This is a genomic window from Massilia sp. NBRC 108631 (assembly GCF_059704565.1).
In genome coordinates, this window is sequence record NZ_BAAKJE010000143.1 from 1 (window position 1) to 15,453 (window position 15,453).

Below are 15,453 nucleotides of genomic sequence, written 5' to 3' on the forward strand. Positions count from 1 at the left end.
CTGCTGCCGTGCGGCCGCCTGGACGCGGTGCTGGACCTGGAACAGTTCACCCGCGTCGTCATCGGCAGCGTGCTGGCCTACAACCACGCGCGCCAGGCGGACGGCTACACGCCGCAGCAGCTGTGGGACTGGGGCGTGGCGCAGCGCGGTACGGCGCTGCGCCAGTACGCCGAGGAGCTGGTGCATTGCAGCCTGCTGCCAGTGCACGATGCGGTGGTCACGGCCGAAGGCATCTGCCTGCACGGCACCTACTACAGCTGCGCGCGGGCCCAGGAAGGGCGCTGGTTCGAGCGCGCCGCCCAGCGCGGCCAGTGGCACGTCAAGGTGGCCTGCGACAGCGCCAGCCTGGACACCATCTACCTGCTCGACCCGCAAGCGCCGATGCACTTCCACGCCTGCCATATCGCCGAGCGCAGCGTGGCGCACCGCCGCCTGTCGTCGGCCGAAGTGGCGCGGCTGCGCGCCGGCGACTTCCTGGCGCGCCAGCACGTCGCCCCGCCCGGCCAGTACGCCAGCTTCGAGCGCATGGTGGCTGCGCTGGCCGGCTAGCGCTTCACCCTGCCGGCGCATCGGGATGGTGCGCCGCATCAAAATAGCACATCGATAGCACATCGATAGCACATCGATAGCAACAGGCCGGACGCTTACCCGTCACGGCCTTTTTTATCGTCCTGCACAAACTTATGCTGCGCTGCAAAATAGAGTTGCACGCGCCCGAAAAGAGTCCGTTCGCCGCCGCCGCGCCGCCGCCGAAGCGCCGCCAACGCGCCGCTCTGGCGCGACGCCGCCACGCAGCCACATTGTTTGCCCGGCCGTCCGCATCTTTATTTTATTTCGTATATGTATATTACATTTATGATTTATTGGCACGGCGATTGCTAAGTCCTCAGGGTAGTTCCAACTACCAGGAGGTTGCCGATGATAAGCAGGAGAGATTTCTTGTACCGCGCCGCAGCAGTCGGCGGCACGGGTCTGATGCTGAACACGATGAGTGCCTGGGGCATGGGCATCGAGTCGACGATGTCCGCGCCGCCCGTGCTGGGCGGCAGCGGCAAGGGCAAGAAGGTGGTGATCCTGGGGGCGGGCCTGGCCGGCATGACCGCCGCCTTCGAGCTTGGCAAGCTGGGATACCAGTGCCAGGTGCTGGAAGCGCGCGCCTTCGCCGGCGGCCGCTGCCAGACCGCGCGCAAGGGGTTCGCGCTGACGGAGCTGGGCGGCGAGGAGCAGCGCTGCAGCTTCGACCAGGGCCACTACATCAACCACGGCCCGTGGCGCATTCCGCTGCACCACCAGTCCACGCTGCACTACACGCGGCTGTTCGAAGTGCCGCTGGAGGTGATGGTCAACGATAACGACCATTCCATCGTCTACCTGGAGAACGGCGGCCCGCTGGCCCGGCAGCGCCTGCGGCCGGCGCAGATCAAGGCCGACATGCGCGGCCACGTGGCCGAGCTGCTGGCCAAGTCGGTCAAGTCGAAACAGATCGACCAGGCGCTGACCGAGCAGGACCAGCGCCTGCTGCTGGACTACCTGGCGCACGAGGGCCAGCTGGACGCCGGCGACCTGCGCTACAAGGGGCGCAGCGGCCGCGGCTACGCGGTCAACCCCGGCGCCGGCATGATGCCCGGCGCCGGCAAGGAGTCCGACCCGCTCGGCTTCAAGGAGCTGCTGGAATCGAAGGTCGGCAATATCTACAGCGCCGTGCAGGACTTCCCCATGCAGAACACCATGTTCCAGCCGGTGGGCGGCATGGACCAGATTGCGAAAGCGTTTGAAAAGCGCATCGGGAAGAACATCCGCTACCGCGCCGAGGTGCAGACCATACGCCACGGCGAAAAGCATGTGGCGGTGACCTACAAGGACACCGCCAGCGGCAAGTTCACCACCGTGAACGCCGATTACTGCCTGTGCACCATCCCGCTGTCCGTGCTGCGCATGATCGACACCGACTTCTCGCCCAAATTCAAGGCCGCCATCAAGCAGGTGGCCTACGCGCCGGTCGGCAAGATCGGCCTGCAGATGAAGCGCCGCTTCTGGGAAGAGGACGACCAGATCTACGGCGGCCACGTGCTGACCGACATCAAGGGCATCAACACCATTTCGCTGCCCTCGTCGAGCTGGCAGAAGCAGAAGGGCGTGCTGCTGGGCTACTACAACTACCAGACCTCGGCCATCGAAGTGAGCGCCATGACACCCGGCGAACGCGCCGAATTCGCCGTGGCGGCGGGCGAAAAGATCTTCCCCGCCTACCGCGAATCGTTCGAGAGCGCCTTTTCCGTGGCCTGGCACCGGGTCCAGTACAACCTGGGAGGCTGGGCCGACTGGAATGACGAGAGCCGCAAGCACGCCTATCCGGTGCTGCTGGAAGGCGAGGGCCGCGTGCTGCTGGCCGGAGAGCACCTGAGCTATCTGACCGGCTGGCAGGCCGGGGCCATCGAATCGGCCTGGCAGCAGCTGGCCAAGATCCATGAAAGGGCCAGCGCATGAAGCGTCTTTTGGCAAGCACGATGCTGGCCGCATCCGCCATCGCCGCCCTGGCAGCGGCGCCGCAAGCGCGCGCCGACGGCAAGGCGCTGTTCCAGAAGAACTGCGCCGCCTGCCACCAGGCCAGCGGCAAGGGCATACCCGGCGCCTTCCCGGCGCTGGCGGGCAATCCGCTGGTGCAGGGGCCCGCGCCGGACGTGGCCATGGTGCTGCTGCAGGGGCGCGGCGGCATGCCCGACTTCAGCGCCAGCCTGAGCGACGACGACATCGCCGCCGTGCTCAGTTTTGCCCGCAGCGCCTGGGGCAACAAGGCGCCGCCATTGAAGGGAGAGCAAATAGGCGCGCTGCGCGGCCAGCTCGGCGTGCCGCAATTCGCGAACGGCCAGATGTCCAACAAACACTGAAAGAGACCATGTACAAAGCTACCGTATCGAATGCCTGCGCCATGCTGGCGCTGCTGTCCACGTCCATGATCGCGCCGGCGCAGGCGCAGGACATCATCCGCCACAAGATTCCCGGTTCGGACTTCCCCATCGCCCAGGCGGTGACCTTGCCGCCGAGCGCCACCATCCACTTCATCAGCGGCCAGGTGCCGCCCGTGATCGACAAGGCCGCCGCGCCCGACTCGCTGGCCGCCTACGGCGACACCAGGACCCAGACCATGGGCGTGCTCAAGAAGATAGACGAGATCCTCAAGGGCATGAACCTGGCCATGGGCGACGTGGTGAAGATGCAGGTGTTCCTGGTGGGCGATCCGGCCAAGGGCGGCCGTGCCGACGTCAAGGGTTTCATGGAGGCCTACACCCAGTACTTCGGCGGCGCCCAGCCCAACCTGCCCGCGCGCGCCGTGATGCAGGTGGCCGCGCTGAACGTGCCGGGCTGGCTGGTGGAAATCGAAGTCGTCGCCGCAAAAAAATAAGCGTAAAAAAGCCAATACAACATTGAAGGGGTATCGTTATGCAGAAGGCCAGACTGAAAGCATGCGCAGCAGCCATCATGGTGCTGTACTCGGGATTGTCGTATGCGGTGGATGACGCTGCGGCCGCGGCGGCCAGCGGGGTGCAAGCCGACGCGGTGGCCGGCGCCGCCGTCACGCCCTCGTCGGCCGGCGCGGTGATCGTCACAGGCACCCGCGCCAGCGGGCTGAAAGTGGAAAACAGCGCCTCGCCCATCCAGGTGCTGGACAACGCCTCGCTGGCCCGCACCGGCCAGCCCGACCTGATGCAGGCGCTGGCGCAGAACCTGCCGTCCTTCACGGCCCAGGCCTTCGGCGGGGATACCGCCAACCTCACCCTGTCGGCCCGCCTGCGCGGCCTGAGCCCGAACAACACCTTGGTGCTGGTAAACGGCAAGCGCCGCCACGGCACCTCCAACCTGGCGGTGCTGGGCGGGCCGTTCCAGGGCGGCGCGGCGGCCGACCTGAGCTACATCCCGGTCGCCATGATCGACCACATCGAAGTGCTGCAGGACGGCGCGGCCGCCCAGTACGGCACCGACGCCATCGCCGGCGTCATCAACATCATCCTCAAGTCCAACAGCAAGGGCGGCAGCGTCAACGTCAACGGCGGCGGCTTCTCTGATGGCGGCGGCAAGACCGCCGACGCCATGGGCAACGTCGGCTTCGAGCCATTCGAAAAAGCCTTCGTCAGCCTGAGCGCCGAATCGAAATACCACGACTTCACCAACCGCGGCGGCCTCGATCCGCGCGTAGTGGATCCGGCCAACCTCAAGCGCCTGCCGCTGCTGCAGGCGCCCGGCTATCCCCACCTGAACAAGATCAGCGGCGACGCGCAATACCACCTGACCGTGTTCGGCCTGAACGCCGGCTACGACATCGACGACGACACCTCGCTGTACGCCTTCGGCACGGTGGGCCGCAAGGAGGCGCGCGCCTACGAGAACTACCGCATGCCGGACCGGCTGCCGCAGGTCTACCCGCTGGGCTTCAGCCCCAAGGAAACCATCAAGGACCAGGACTACGCACTCACCGCCGGCATGAAGGGCAAGCTGGGTGGCGCCTGGAACTGGGAACTGAGCACCACCTATGGCCGCGACAAGGCCGAAATCGGCGTCGAGGACTCGGCCAACGTGTCGCTGTACCAGGACAAGGGCTTCACGCCGACCGTGTTCGCGGCCGGCGCCTTCATTGCCGGCCAGTGGACCAACAACCTGGACTTCAGCCGCGAACTGAGCCTGGCCGGTTCCAGGCCGGCCACCTTCGCGCTCGGCCTGGAGCACCGCGTGGACAAGTACGAGATCCAGGCGGGCGACGAATTCTCGCGCTACAAGGAAGGCTCGCAGTCCTATCCCGGCTTCTCGCTGACCGACGCCGGCAAGCACGACCGCAACAACAAGGCGGTGTACGCCAACCTGATCGTGTTCCCGGTGGACGCGCTGACGGTCGACCTGGCCGCGCGCTACGAGCACTTCAGCGACTTCGGCAACGCCAAGGTGGGCAAGGTCACCAGCCGCTACGACTTCTCGCCCGCCTTCGCCCTGCGCGGCACCGTCAGCAACGGCTTCCGCGCGCCGACGCTGGCCGAGCAGTACTACTCGGCCACCAATGTGTCGCCGCGCAGCGCCTTCGTGCAGCTGGCGCCCAACTCGCCGGGCGCCGCGCTGGTGGGGGTAAACGGCCTGAAGCCGGAGAAGTCCACCAACTTCAGCGCCGGCCTGGTGCTTAACCCGGCCAGCAACGTCGCGCTCACGCTGGACGCCTATCAGATCACGATCCGCGACCGCATCGTCGGCAGCGGCTCGCTGTACGGCTCCGGCGGCGCCGACAACTCGCCGGCGGTGACGGCGGCCATCCTCGCCAACGGCAACGTGCTCGACCCGACGGTGGTGCAGACCGGCATCAACATCTTCTCCAACGCCGTCAACACCCGTTCGCGCGGGCTGGAGTTCGTGGCCACGGTAAACAGCAACTACGGCGACTACGGCCGTGTGGACTGGTCGGCCGCCGCCAATTACAACAAGGTCACCGTCATCAAGGTGAACCAGGCGCCGGTGCAGCTGCGGCCGCAGACCCTGCTCGACAGGACCGCCATCTCGGACATCGAGACCGCCTCGCCGAAGGCGCGCATCAACCTGGGCGCCTTGTGGAAGAAGGGCGCCTGGAGCGTCAACCTGCGCGAAGCAATCTACGGCAAGTCGTCCGAGTGGGGCACGCCGGACGGCGCGGACTACTACAAGACGGAGATCGGCGTCACCGCCATCACCGACCTGGAGGTGAGCTACCGCATGAGCAACGGCTGGACCTTGTCGGCCGGCGGCAACAACCTGTTCAACAAGTATCCGGACCAGGTGAACGCCCAGCTGCTGGCGGTGTACCGCGCCAACCTGGACAACTCGGCCGTGACGGTTTATCCGTCGTTTTCGCCGTTCGGCATCAATGGCGGCTACTACTACGCGCGCGCCAGCTATAAGTTCTAAGGCCGCATGACAGGCGGGGCGAGGCGCGGTATGCTGCGCCTTGCCCCGTTTTTTTATGGATCGCCCATGCTGACCAACCTCCGCAAGACCCTGTGCGCCGCCGCCATCGCCGGCGCCGCCGGCGCTGCCGCTTCCTCCCACGCCGCCGCCCCCATGACGCTGCAGGACTACCTGGCGCTGTCCGGCCCCAAGCCGGACTTGCACATCGCCTATGGCGGCGCGCCGTCGCAGTTCGTCGAGCTGTTCAAGCCCGCCGGGCCGGGGCCGTTTCCGGTGGTGATCCTGATCCATGGCGGCTGCTGGACCGTGCATTTCGGCGGCATCGCGCAGATGCACAACATGGCGGGGGAGCTGATCAAAAACGGCATCGCCGTGTGGAACGTGGAGTACCGCCGGGTGGACGAGGAGGGCGGCGGCTACCCCGGCATGTACCAGGACGTGGCCACGGCCGTGGACCGGCTGCGGCAGGAAGCGGCGGCGCACCGGCTGGACCTGACGCGCGTGGCGGCGGTGGGCCACTCGGCCGGCGGCCACCTGGCGCAATGGGCCGCGTCGCGCCACATGCTGCCGCAGTCCAGCCCCGCGTGGCGCGCCGCGCCGCTGGCCATCCCGCACGTGATCAGCCTGGGCGGGCTGGCCGATTTGCGCAACGAGGAGCAGCTGATCAAGACCAGCTGCGAGCGCGACATGGTGCAGCTGACCGGCCTGCCGGGCGCCGGGCGGCCGGACGTGTTTGCCGATACGTCGCCTGCCGAGCTGCTGCCGGCCGGCGTGCGCACGGTGCTGATTACCGGGGAGCTGGACACGGTCTCGCCGGTGCGCGTGGCGCAGGACTACGCGCGCCGCGCCCGGGCCGCCGGCGACGCGGCCGAGGTGGTGGTGCTGCCCAACGCCAGCCACTACGACGAAGTGGCGGCCACCTCGCCGGCGTGGCAGCTGGTCTACGCCGAAATCCGCAAGGCGCTGGCGCTGCCGTAGCCCGCCGGCCTCAGTACTCGGTGTACTTGCGGGCGTCGCCGCGCACTTGCGCGGCCGGGTACTTGGCGCGGTTCAGTTCCATCTTTTCCAGCACCGCGCTGCGCAGGTCCACGCCGGTCTTGTCGGCCAGCTGGACCAGGTACAGCATCACGTCGGCCAGTTCGTGCCGGATACCCTCGCGCTTGCGTTGGTCCAGCTCGTGCTCGGCGCCGGTGGCCAGCCACTGGAAATGCTCGGCCAGCTCGGCCGCCTCCACCGTCAGCGCCATGGCCAGGTTTTTCGGCGTGTGGAACTGGCCCCAGTCGCGCTCGGCCGCGAAGGCGCGCGCCAGGTCGCGCAACTCGATCAGGCTGTCCTGTGCCTGCGCCGGCTGCGCCATCACTGCACCGCCTTGCGCATGAAGACGCTGAGCGGATCGTCGCGGTAGTTGCCGTAGGGGCCGCAGCGCTGGTAGCCCAGCCGCTGGTACAGCGCGATCGCCTCCGGCTGCGACGGCCCGGTTTCCAGCGTGTACAGCGTGCTGCCGCGCTGTGCCGCCTCCTGCTCCAGCAGCGTCAGCACGCGCTTGGCCAGGCCCCGGCCGCGCGCTTCCGGCCGCACATACATGCGTTTGACTTCGGCGAACTCCGGCGTCACCACCATCGCGCCGCAGCCCACCGCCGCGCCGTCGGCATCGCGCGCCACCGCGAACAGCACATTGGGCTGCTTCAGCGACGCCAGGTCCAGCGCGTACACGCTTTCCGGCGGATACAGCGTCAACTGGTAAGCGTCCAGGTCGGCGATGAGGGCGATGATGTCGGGCTGGTCCGGCGTTTCGAATGCGATATTCATGGGCGTGATGGAAGTGGGAAACGGGTGTGCCTGTCATTGTAGCGCAAGCCTGCGGGGCCCTATGCAAGGGCGCTATGTACCCCGCGCGGGGGCGAGAAAAATACTATCTCGCTGCGGCGAAAGCTCGCTATATTGAATCTTAGCGGGGCGCGAAAGCGCACCGCGCGAGCCGCAAGGAGAGCATCATGAAAAACCTGCTGTTGTTCGCGTTGCTGGGCCTGGCCTGCGGCGCCGCCGCCGTGGCGCAGAGCGTGCAGAACCCGCCGAGCGAACAGAATCCGCAAGTGCTGGAGACGGTGACCATCCCCGCCAGCGCACCGCTGAGCATCGAGGTGCCGGCGCGCCGGCTGCCCGCGTATGCGATCGATTTCGGCGCCTACAAGGGCGCCTACGACTTGAGCAACGGCGGCCTGCTGCAGCTGAGCTCCCAGGGCCGGCGCATGTATGCGCAGCTGGACGATGGGGAACGCACCGAAATCGTCGGCACGGGCAAGCACAGCTTCGTGGCGCTGGACCGCAGCGTGCAGATGCGTTTCGAACCGAAATCCAGCGGCGAGATGGGCGGCGAACTGCTGCTCGCCAGGCAGCCCGCCATCGCCGGCCAGCCGGTGCAGTACCTGCTGGTGTCGCTGCGCTAGCGATTTTTGTAGCAAGCCCCGGGCGTGTCCGCCGTCCGGAGTGTCTCCCTTTTCCGCCGGCTCCTGCGGGAGCCGGCGGCCCTCTTTCGTCCGCGAATCTTGGTATCATGTCCGACTGCGCCAGCCACAAGCTGGCCTTTTTTATAACGATGTCGGAGATAACCGCATGAAATTACGTCTGCTGGTATTGGCGGCCGCGCTTGCCGCGTCCGGTGCTCAGCACGCACAAGCCGCCCCGCGCGGCTTTACCGTGGAAGACCTGGTGAAAATGGAACGCGTCGGCAGCCCGCTGCTGTCGCCGGACGCGTCGAAAGTGGTGTACACGGTGCGCACCACGAATATGGACAAGAACCGCGGCAACACCCAGCTGTGGATGCTGGACCTGCGCGCGGCCAAGCCGGCGCCGGTGCGCCTGACCCAGGCCGACGCCAGCAGCACCGACCCTGAATGGTCGCCGGCCGGCGACGCGGTCTTCTTCCTGTCGGCCCGCAGCGGCAGCAACCAGGTGTGGCGCCTGCCGCTGTCGGGCGGCGAAGCGGCGCGCGTGACCGATCTGCCGGTGGACGTGGAAAACTTCCGCCTGTCGCCGCAGGGCGACCGCCTGGCCATGAGCCTGGCCGTGTTCCGCGACTGCGCCGACCTGGCCTGCAGCAAGGCGCGCCTGGAAGCGCAAGCCAAGGACAAGGCCACCGGCAAGGTCTACGACCGCCTGTTCGTGCGCCACTGGGATACCTGGAAGGACGGCCGCAACAACGTGCTGTACACCGCGCCGATCGACGCGGCCGGCAAGGTCAGCGCCGCGCCGGTCAGCCTGAGCGGCACCATCGACGGCGACGTGCCGTCCAAGCCCTTCGGCGACCACGAGGAGTACCAGTTCAGCCCGGACGGCAAGACGGTGGTGTTCTCGGCCCGCGTGGCCGGCAAGACCGAAGCCTGGTCGACCAACTTCGACCTCTACAGCGTGCCCGCCACCGGCGGCGCGCCGCGCAACCTGACCGCCGAGAATCCGGCCTGGGACACCAAGGCGCAGTTCTCGCCGGACGGCAAAACGCTGGCCTACACCGCCATGCAGCGTCCGACCTTCGAAGCGGACCGCTTCCACCTGGTGCTGATGGACGTGGCCACCGGCAAGAAGCGCGCGCTGACCGGCGCCTGGGACCGTTCCGTGTCCGACTACCGCTGGGCGCCGGACGGCAAGTCCCTGCTGGCCACTGCCGACGACGTCGGCCAGCACCGCCTGTTCAGCATCGACGCCGCCAGCGGCAAAGCCAGCGCCGTCTCCGGCCTGGGCTACGTGTCCGCCTTCAGCGTGGCGCGCGACACGGTGGTGATGGCGCAAGCCTCGCTCGCTGCGGGCGCGCAGCTGTACAAGTTCAAGCTCGGCGCACCATCGAAGGCCGACAAGCTGACCAATGTGAACGAGGCCGCGCTGGCCGACGTGCGCTTCGGCGAGTACGAGCAGTTCTCCTTCAAGGGCGCCAACGGCGACACGGTGTACGGCCATGTGATGAAGCCGTGGAACGCGCAGCCGGGCCAGAAATATCCGATCGCCTTCCTGGTGCACGGCGGCCCGCAGGGCAGCTTCGGCAACTCCTGGAGCTACCGCTGGAACCCGCAGGTGTACGCCGGCGCCGGCTACGCCACCGTCTTCATCGACTTCCACGGCTCCACCGGCTACGGCCAGGCCTTCACCGATTCGATCAGCGGCGACTGGGGCGGCAAGCCGCTGGAAGACCTGAAAAAGGGCATGGAAGCGGCAGCGGCCAAGTTCCCGTGGCTGGACCGCGAGCGCAGCTGCGCGCTGGGCGCGTCCTATGGCGGCTACATGATGAACTGGATCGAAGGCAACTGGTCCGACGGCTTCAAGTGCATCGTCAACCACGACGGCGTGTTCGACATCCGCGGCATGGCCTACTCGACCGAGGAAATCTGGTTTACCGAGTGGGAATACGGCGGCCCTTACTACAAGGCCGTGGAGTCGCACGAGAAGTTCAACCCGGTGCACCACGTGGCCAAGTGGAAGACGCCGATGCTGGTGATCCAGGGCGACCTGGACTTCCGCATCCCGACCGCGCAAGCGCTGGGCACGTTCACCGCGCTGCAGCGCCAGGGCGTCGACAGCAAGCTGCTGGTGTTCCCGGACGAGAACCACTGGGTGCTGAAGCCCGCCAACTCGGTGCAATGGCACCACACGGTGCTGGACTGGCTCAACACCTACACCAGGAAGTAGGCAGTTTAGAACCCCGCGGCTGCGGGGTTTTTTCTTAGTACCACTCCAGGTTGGCCACCGCGTTGTTGCGCTTGTTGCCGTCCTTGTGGCGCACGCGGCTATGGCGGGCCGGGTTGGGCAGGTGGGCTTCGGCCACCAGGTCGTGCACGAAAAACTGGCCGGTGCGGCTGCCGTTGCTGAGCGTGACGCGCAGGCCTTCCGGCATGGCCAGCGCGCGCAGGCATTTCACCTGCGGCCCGCGCGTGCGCAGCACGCGGCCGTCGCGCGAGACCACGTAGAAATCGCTGCCCTTGACCGGCTTGGTGCCGGCGGCGCGCAGCGAGTACGCCAGTGCGCCTATCAGCACAGCCACGGCGGCAAGGATCAATTCCATGCGCAGTCTCCGCTCAACCTGCCAGCCGCGCCAGCAGCGCGTCCAGCGGGGCGGGGCGGGCGTACAGGTAGCCCTGCATGCCGTGGCAGTCGCTGTTGATGAGGAAGTCCGCCTGCGCCTGCGTCTCCACGCCCTCGGCCACCACCTTCAGGCCCAGGTGGTGCGCCATCGCCAGGATGGTTTGCACGATGGCCGTCACCGACGCGTCGGCCGGCGTGTCCTGGATGAAGCTGCGGTCGATCTTCAGTTCGTACAGCGGCATCTTCTTCAGGTAGGCCAGGCTGGAATAGCCGGTGCCGAAATCGTCGATCGAGAAGCGGATGCCCAGCGCGGCCAGCTGGCGCATGCGCAGCACCGTGTCCTCCAGTTTTTCCACCAGCAGCCCTTCGGTCACCTCGAAGATCAGCAGCTCGGCCGGCGCGCCGGTTTCGGCCAGCAGCGCGCGCACCTGTTCGACGAACTGCGGCTGCCGGAACTGGCTCGGGCTGACGTTGACCGACAGCGGCAGCGCATGTCCGGCCGCCTTCAGGCGCAGCACCGCGTCGCAGGCCTGGCGCATGGCCCACGCGCCCAGCGCCAGGATCTGGCCCGACTCCTCGGCCAGCGGAATGAACTGCGCCGGCGACACCCAGCTGCCGTCGGCGCGCTGCCAGCGCATCAGCAGTTCGGCGCCGATGATCTTGCCGTCGCAGTCGACTTGCGCCTGGTAGTGCATGGCCAGTTCGCGCTGCTCGATGGCCAGCGCCAGGTCGCGCTCCAGGTTCAGGCGCTGCTCCACCTCGGCCTGCATGGCCGCCTCGAAGAAGGCGATGCCGTTGCGCCCGTCGGCCTTGGCGCGGTACATGGCGATGTCCGCCTCGCGCAGCAGGTCCTGCGCGTTCTGCTCGCCCGATGCGCCCGCCGCGCCCTTGGGCAGCAACGTCACGCCGATGCTGGCCGAGCTGCTGTAGCTCTGGCCGTCGATCACGAAGTCTTCCGCGATGGTGGCGCGGATCTTCTCGGCCACCACCAGCGCCGAATGGGCGGCCGTCGCGTACACGCCGCTCAGGTGCGCCAGCAGCACCACGAACTCGTCGCCGCCGATGCGCGCCACCGTGTCGGCCTTGCGCATCAGCTGCGCCAGCCGCGCGGCCGCGTTCTTCAGCAGCGCGTCGCCGGTGGCGTGGCCGCGCGCGTCGTTGATGTACTTGAAGTTGTCCAGGTCGATGAACATCACTGCGCTGTACTGGCTGTTGCGTTCCGAGCTGGCCAGCAGCTTGTCGATGCGGTCCATCAGCAGGCGCCGGTTCGGCAGGCCGGTCAGCACGTCGAAGTAGGCCAGGCGGTGGATGTCGTCCTCGGACTTCTTGCGCTCGGTGATGTCGCGTTCCACGGCCACCCAGTGCGTGTTGGTGCCGCCCTCGTCGGAGATCGGCACCAGCTCGCGCTCGACCCAGTACGGCTCGCCGTAGCGCGTGTAGTTCAGCAGCTCGGCGCGCACCGCTTCGCTGCGCGCCATGGCCTGGTTGATGCGGTCCAGCGTGCCGGTGGCCGTCTCCGGCCCTTGCAGCAGGCGCAGGCTGCCGCCCAGCATGGCGTCGCGGTTGTAGCCGCTGCGCCGCTCGAAGGCGCGGTTGACGAAGATGATGCGCTGCTCGGTGCCCGCCACCTCGGCGATGCTGACCATGTCGTTCAGGCGCGCCACGGCGGCCGCCGTCAGGCGCAGTTCGGCGTTCAGCGCCGTCAGCTCCTGCTGCCCCTGCTCCAGCGAGGCGGCGGTGGCGCGCAGGTCGCTGATGGATGTCTCCAGCCGCTGCAGCAGCACGCCGCAGGACAGCGTCAGCACCGCCGTGATGAACAGGTAGTTGGAGGTGATCACGCTCCATTTGAGGAAGGCGGTCAGCTCCAGCCCTTGCAGGTCGGGGATGGTGTTGGTGTAGAAGCCGATCACCAGCAGCGCCACAGTGTCGAGCGCCAGCGCCCACAGGCCGGCGCGCAGGCCGAGCAGCAGCGCGGCCAGCACTGGCACTGCCATCAGGTAGATCTGGCTGACCGGTCCCACCTTGACCAGCAGGCCGACGCCGAAAATGAAGGTCACGGCCAGGAAGTTGAGCACCCGCGCGCCGTAGGAGATGCCGGGCAGGCGCAGGATGCCGAAGATCCACACCAGCGCCACCACGTCCAGCACCACCACCGACCACAGGTTCTCGGAGATGCTCAGCAGGATGCTGGGCACGGCCGTCACCACGCCCAGCCCGAGGACGAATTGCAGGATGCGCTTAAAGATCTGGCCGCGCCAGTGCGCGACGTCGTTTAGCGCTGGCAATCGCAGCCCTCCTTCGTGGCGAGTAACATGATTATTCTTGGTGTTGTTGCTTACCAGACATGTTACCTGCAAACCCGCATGCTGTCACGGTTTGGAAGGCGAGCCGCGGTCCCGTCAATCCGGTTTGTAGATGCCGCAGCCGACGATCAGGTCTTCGTATTTTTCGATGTACATCGATTTCGGCTCGATCTTCTTGGTCAGCGGATCGAGGAATTTGTAGTCCTGCCAGCCCTTGCCCTTGGTCTTGATGATCTCGATGCGCTCGCGCATGTAGTACTTGCCGTCGCCGTCGCGGATGTCGATCAGGTCCTTGCCTATCATGCGCGCGTTCTGGCCGTGCGCCAGGTTTTTGCCGTTCAGGTCATATACCACCACGTACAGGTCGCGGTCGGTGAACTGGCCGCGCGGATCGTTGATCTCGGCGAAGGCCTTTTCCCTGCCGTTGGCTTTCAGGTAGGCGATGGCCTTCTTCGCCATGGCCATGGCTTCCTCGGCCGTGCCGCGTTCGGCGGCGTGCGCCGGCAGGCGCGCCAGCAGCAGGGAGGTACCAAGAGTTAGTAGCATCAGCCGTCGTTTCATGGGCGCACCTCCGAACGTTGTGGATGTGGGTATATCTTAGCTGAAAAAAAACGCTGAAAAAAAAAGATGGCATTCGCAATAATTGGTGAGTATCTTTTGCGACGCAACAGGCAAAATTGCTGATTCGGCAAAAAAGCCGAACGCTCTATCCCTATCAGAAAGGTTGAACCCTATGCGCATGCGCCAAATTCCCGCCCTGCTGGCCGCCGCCCTGCTCACGCTGTCCGCGCAAGCGGCCAGCACCGACCGCTGGGACGTGCCGGTGCACGTCAACAAGCTCGACAACGGCTTGACCGTCATCGTCACCGAAGACCACAGCTCGCCCACCGTCGGCGTGAGCGTGGTGTACAAGGTCGGCATGCGACTGGAGCCGAAGAACCGCACCGGCTTTGCCCACCTGTTCGAGCATCTGATGTTCCAGGGCACGCCGAACGCGCCCAAGGGCGTGTTCGACAAGACCATCACCGCCGGCGGCGGCCGCAACAACGGCTCGACCCGCGCCGACTTCACCAACTACATCGAGACCGCGCCGGCCTCCGCGCTGGACGCCATCCTGTGGCTGGAGGCGGACCGCATGAAGACCCTGGATTTCAACGAGAAAACGCTGAAGAACCAGCAGGACGTGGTCAAGGAGGAGATCCGCGTCAACGTGAAAAATCAGCCGTACGGCGGCTTCATGTGGATCGACATCGGCCAGCACGCGTTCCAGAAGTGGGAGAACAACCACGACGGCTACGGCAGCTTCCAGGATCTGGAAGGCGCCAGCCTGGACGACGTGCGCGCCTTCCACCGCGACTACTACGGCCCCAACAACGCGGTGCTGGCCATCGCCGGCGACGTCACGCCGCAGCAGGGCTATGCGCTGGCCAAGAAATACTTCGGCGCCATCCCGAAACGCGCCACGCCGGCCTTCGGCGACTTCAGCGAAGGCTTGAACACGGCCGAGAAGCGGGTGCAGCAGAGCGACACGCTGGCGCAGGTGCCGGCGCTGGCGGCGGCCTGGAAAATGCCGGACCGCGGCAGCAGGGACCAGGCGCCGATGGCCGTGCTGGGCGAACTGCTGGCCGGCGGCGACGCCTCGCGCCTGTACCAGGGCCTGGTCAAGGGCCGTCAGCTGGCGCTGAACCTGTCGCCGCTGTACGGCCTGACCGGCCCGTGGGAATACGACGGCCCGACCCTGTTTACCGTATTCAGCATGTACAAGCCGACCAGCAATGCCGACGCGGTGCTGGCCGCCATGGACGAGGAAATCGCCAAGGTGGTCAAGGACGGCGTGGACGCGGCCACCCTGCAGCGCGTCAAGACCGCCATGCTGGCCGACTGGTACAACAAGCTGGAAAGCTATATGAACCGCGCCGACACGCTGGCCAAGCTGCAAACGCTGTGGGGCGACGCCAAGGTGGTCAACCGGATCCCGGACTGGATCGACGGCGTGAAGTCGGAAGACATCCAGCGCGTGGCGGCCACTTACCTGACCCCGGCCAACCGCACCGTGATCGACCGCAAGCCGGCGCCGAAGGAGGCGCCCGCCGCCCCGGCCGCCGCCCCGGCACCGGCCGCCCCCGCACCCGCCACGACCGGCACGAAATAAGGACAGCAC

The 15,453-nt window shown here is 66.8% G+C and carries 13 protein-coding genes and 1 pseudogene; 9 read left to right on the top strand and 5 right to left on the bottom strand.

The window, feature by feature from the left end; all coding sequences use genetic code 11:
- The 6 genes and pseudogenes from AC6H42_RS16120 to AC6H42_RS16145 all read left to right on the top strand — a co-directional run.
- Positions 1–549, top strand: a pseudogene (locus AC6H42_RS16120) (hypothetical protein); the annotation flags it as partial.
- Positions 550–918: 369 nt separating this feature from the next.
- Positions 919–2,487 carry a flavin monoamine oxidase family protein gene (locus tag AC6H42_RS16125; protein ID WP_057158186.1) on the top strand — a complete coding sequence of 523 codons (1,569 nt, stop codon included), beginning with the start codon at positions 919–921 and terminating at the stop codon, positions 2,485–2,487.
- Between the two features lie 20 nt (positions 2,488–2,507).
- The gene (locus tag AC6H42_RS16130; RefSeq protein WP_229418360.1) at positions 2,508–2,888 is read left to right on the top strand and encodes a c-type cytochrome; all 381 of its coding nucleotides are present in this window, start codon (positions 2,508–2,510) and stop codon (positions 2,886–2,888) included.
- A gap of 41 nt (positions 2,889–2,929) precedes the next feature.
- Positions 2,930–3,403 carry a RidA family protein gene (locus AC6H42_RS16135; RefSeq protein ID WP_200954113.1) on the top strand — a complete coding sequence of 158 codons (474 nt, stop codon included), beginning with the start codon at positions 2,930–2,932 and terminating at the stop codon, positions 3,401–3,403.
- Between the two features lie 38 nt (positions 3,404–3,441).
- A complete protein-coding gene (locus tag AC6H42_RS16140; RefSeq protein ID WP_497548475.1) occupies positions 3,442–5,919 on the top strand; it encodes a TonB-dependent receptor plug domain-containing protein in 2,478 nt (825 codons plus the stop codon).
- Between the two features lie 66 nt (positions 5,920–5,985).
- Positions 5,986–6,897 carry an alpha/beta hydrolase family protein gene (locus AC6H42_RS16145; RefSeq protein WP_082552190.1) on the top strand — a complete coding sequence of 304 codons (912 nt, stop codon included), beginning with the start codon at positions 5,986–5,988 and terminating at the stop codon, positions 6,895–6,897.
- Positions 6,898–6,907: 10 nt separating this feature from the next.
- Here AC6H42_RS16145 and AC6H42_RS16150 read toward each other — a convergent pair whose 3' ends face one another.
- Positions 6,908–7,276, bottom strand: coding sequence for a nucleotide pyrophosphohydrolase (locus AC6H42_RS16150; protein ID WP_057158182.1), 369 nt, complete (start codon positions 7,274–7,276; stop codon positions 6,908–6,910).
- A complete protein-coding gene (locus AC6H42_RS16155; RefSeq protein ID WP_497548476.1) occupies positions 7,276–7,728 on the bottom strand; it encodes a GNAT family N-acetyltransferase in 453 nt (150 codons plus the stop codon). Before AC6H42_RS16155 ends, AC6H42_RS16150 begins: the two co-directional genes overlap by 1 nt.
- A gap of 185 nt (positions 7,729–7,913) precedes the next feature.
- On the opposite strand from AC6H42_RS16155, the gene AC6H42_RS16160 reads away from it, so the two are divergent.
- Complete coding sequence (locus AC6H42_RS16160) at positions 7,914–8,366, top strand: hypothetical protein (protein WP_057158180.1); 453 nt, start codon at positions 7,914–7,916, stop codon at positions 8,364–8,366.
- Between the two features lie 166 nt (positions 8,367–8,532).
- The gene (locus AC6H42_RS16165; RefSeq protein WP_497548477.1) at positions 8,533–10,596 is read left to right on the top strand and encodes a S9 family peptidase; all 2,064 of its coding nucleotides are present in this window, start codon (positions 8,533–8,535) and stop codon (positions 10,594–10,596) included.
- A gap of 34 nt (positions 10,597–10,630) precedes the next feature.
- Here the strand turns inward: AC6H42_RS16165 and AC6H42_RS16170 are convergent, their stop codons facing one another.
- The 3 genes from AC6H42_RS16170 to AC6H42_RS16180 form a co-directional block, all read right to left on the bottom strand.
- Positions 10,631–10,969 carry an HNH endonuclease family protein gene (locus AC6H42_RS16170; protein WP_057158178.1) on the bottom strand — a complete coding sequence of 113 codons (339 nt, stop codon included), beginning with the start codon at positions 10,967–10,969 and terminating at the stop codon, positions 10,631–10,633.
- Between the two features lie 13 nt (positions 10,970–10,982).
- Entirely contained in the window at positions 10,983–13,274 is a 2,292-nt protein-coding gene (locus AC6H42_RS16175; protein WP_057158177.1) for a putative bifunctional diguanylate cyclase/phosphodiesterase, read from the bottom strand.
- Positions 13,275–13,388: 114 nt separating this feature from the next.
- On the bottom strand, positions 13,389–13,853 hold the full coding sequence (locus tag AC6H42_RS16180) for a cache domain-containing protein (protein ID WP_057158176.1): 465 nt from the start codon (positions 13,851–13,853) through the stop codon (positions 13,389–13,391).
- Positions 13,854–14,025: 172 nt separating this feature from the next.
- Between AC6H42_RS16180 and AC6H42_RS16185 the strand changes: the two genes are divergently transcribed.
- Positions 14,026–15,444, top strand: a complete 1,419-nt coding sequence (locus AC6H42_RS16185) for a M16 family metallopeptidase (protein ID WP_497548478.1) — start codon at positions 14,026–14,028, stop codon at positions 15,442–15,444.
- Positions 15,445–15,453 lie beyond the last annotated feature (9 nt).

Bases quoted from the DNA above. Each gene is read 5' to 3' on its own strand.
- AC6H42_RS16150 (WP_057158182.1), bottom strand. From the start codon at position 7,276: ATGGCGCAGCCGGCGCAGGCACAGGACAGCCTGATCGAGTTGCGCGAC.
- AC6H42_RS16135 (WP_200954113.1), top strand. From the start codon at position 2,930: ATGCTGGCGCTGCTGTCCACGTCCATGATCGCGCCGGCGCAGGCGCAG.
- AC6H42_RS16185 (WP_497548478.1), top strand. From the start codon at position 14,026: ATGCGCATGCGCCAAATTCCCGCCCTGCTGGCCGCCGCCCTGCTCACG.
- AC6H42_RS16145 (WP_082552190.1), top strand. From the start codon at position 5,986: ATGCTGACCAACCTCCGCAAGACCCTGTGCGCCGCCGCCATCGCCGGC.
- AC6H42_RS16160 (WP_057158180.1), top strand. From the start codon at position 7,914: ATGAAAAACCTGCTGTTGTTCGCGTTGCTGGGCCTGGCCTGCGGCGCC.
- AC6H42_RS16170 (WP_057158178.1), bottom strand. From the start codon at position 10,969: ATGGAATTGATCCTTGCCGCCGTGGCTGTGCTGATAGGCGCACTGGCG.
- AC6H42_RS16155 (WP_497548476.1), bottom strand. From the start codon at position 7,728: ATGAATATCGCATTCGAAACGCCGGACCAGCCCGACATCATCGCCCTC.
- AC6H42_RS16140 (WP_497548475.1), top strand. From the start codon at position 3,442: ATGCAGAAGGCCAGACTGAAAGCATGCGCAGCAGCCATCATGGTGCTG.
- AC6H42_RS16125 (WP_057158186.1), top strand. From the start codon at position 919: ATGATAAGCAGGAGAGATTTCTTGTACCGCGCCGCAGCAGTCGGCGGC.
- AC6H42_RS16130 (WP_229418360.1), top strand. From the start codon at position 2,508: ATGCTGGCCGCATCCGCCATCGCCGCCCTGGCAGCGGCGCCGCAAGCG.
- AC6H42_RS16165 (WP_497548477.1), top strand. From the start codon at position 8,533: ATGAAATTACGTCTGCTGGTATTGGCGGCCGCGCTTGCCGCGTCCGGT.
- AC6H42_RS16180 (WP_057158176.1), bottom strand. From the start codon at position 13,853: ATGAAACGACGGCTGATGCTACTAACTCTTGGTACCTCCCTGCTGCTG.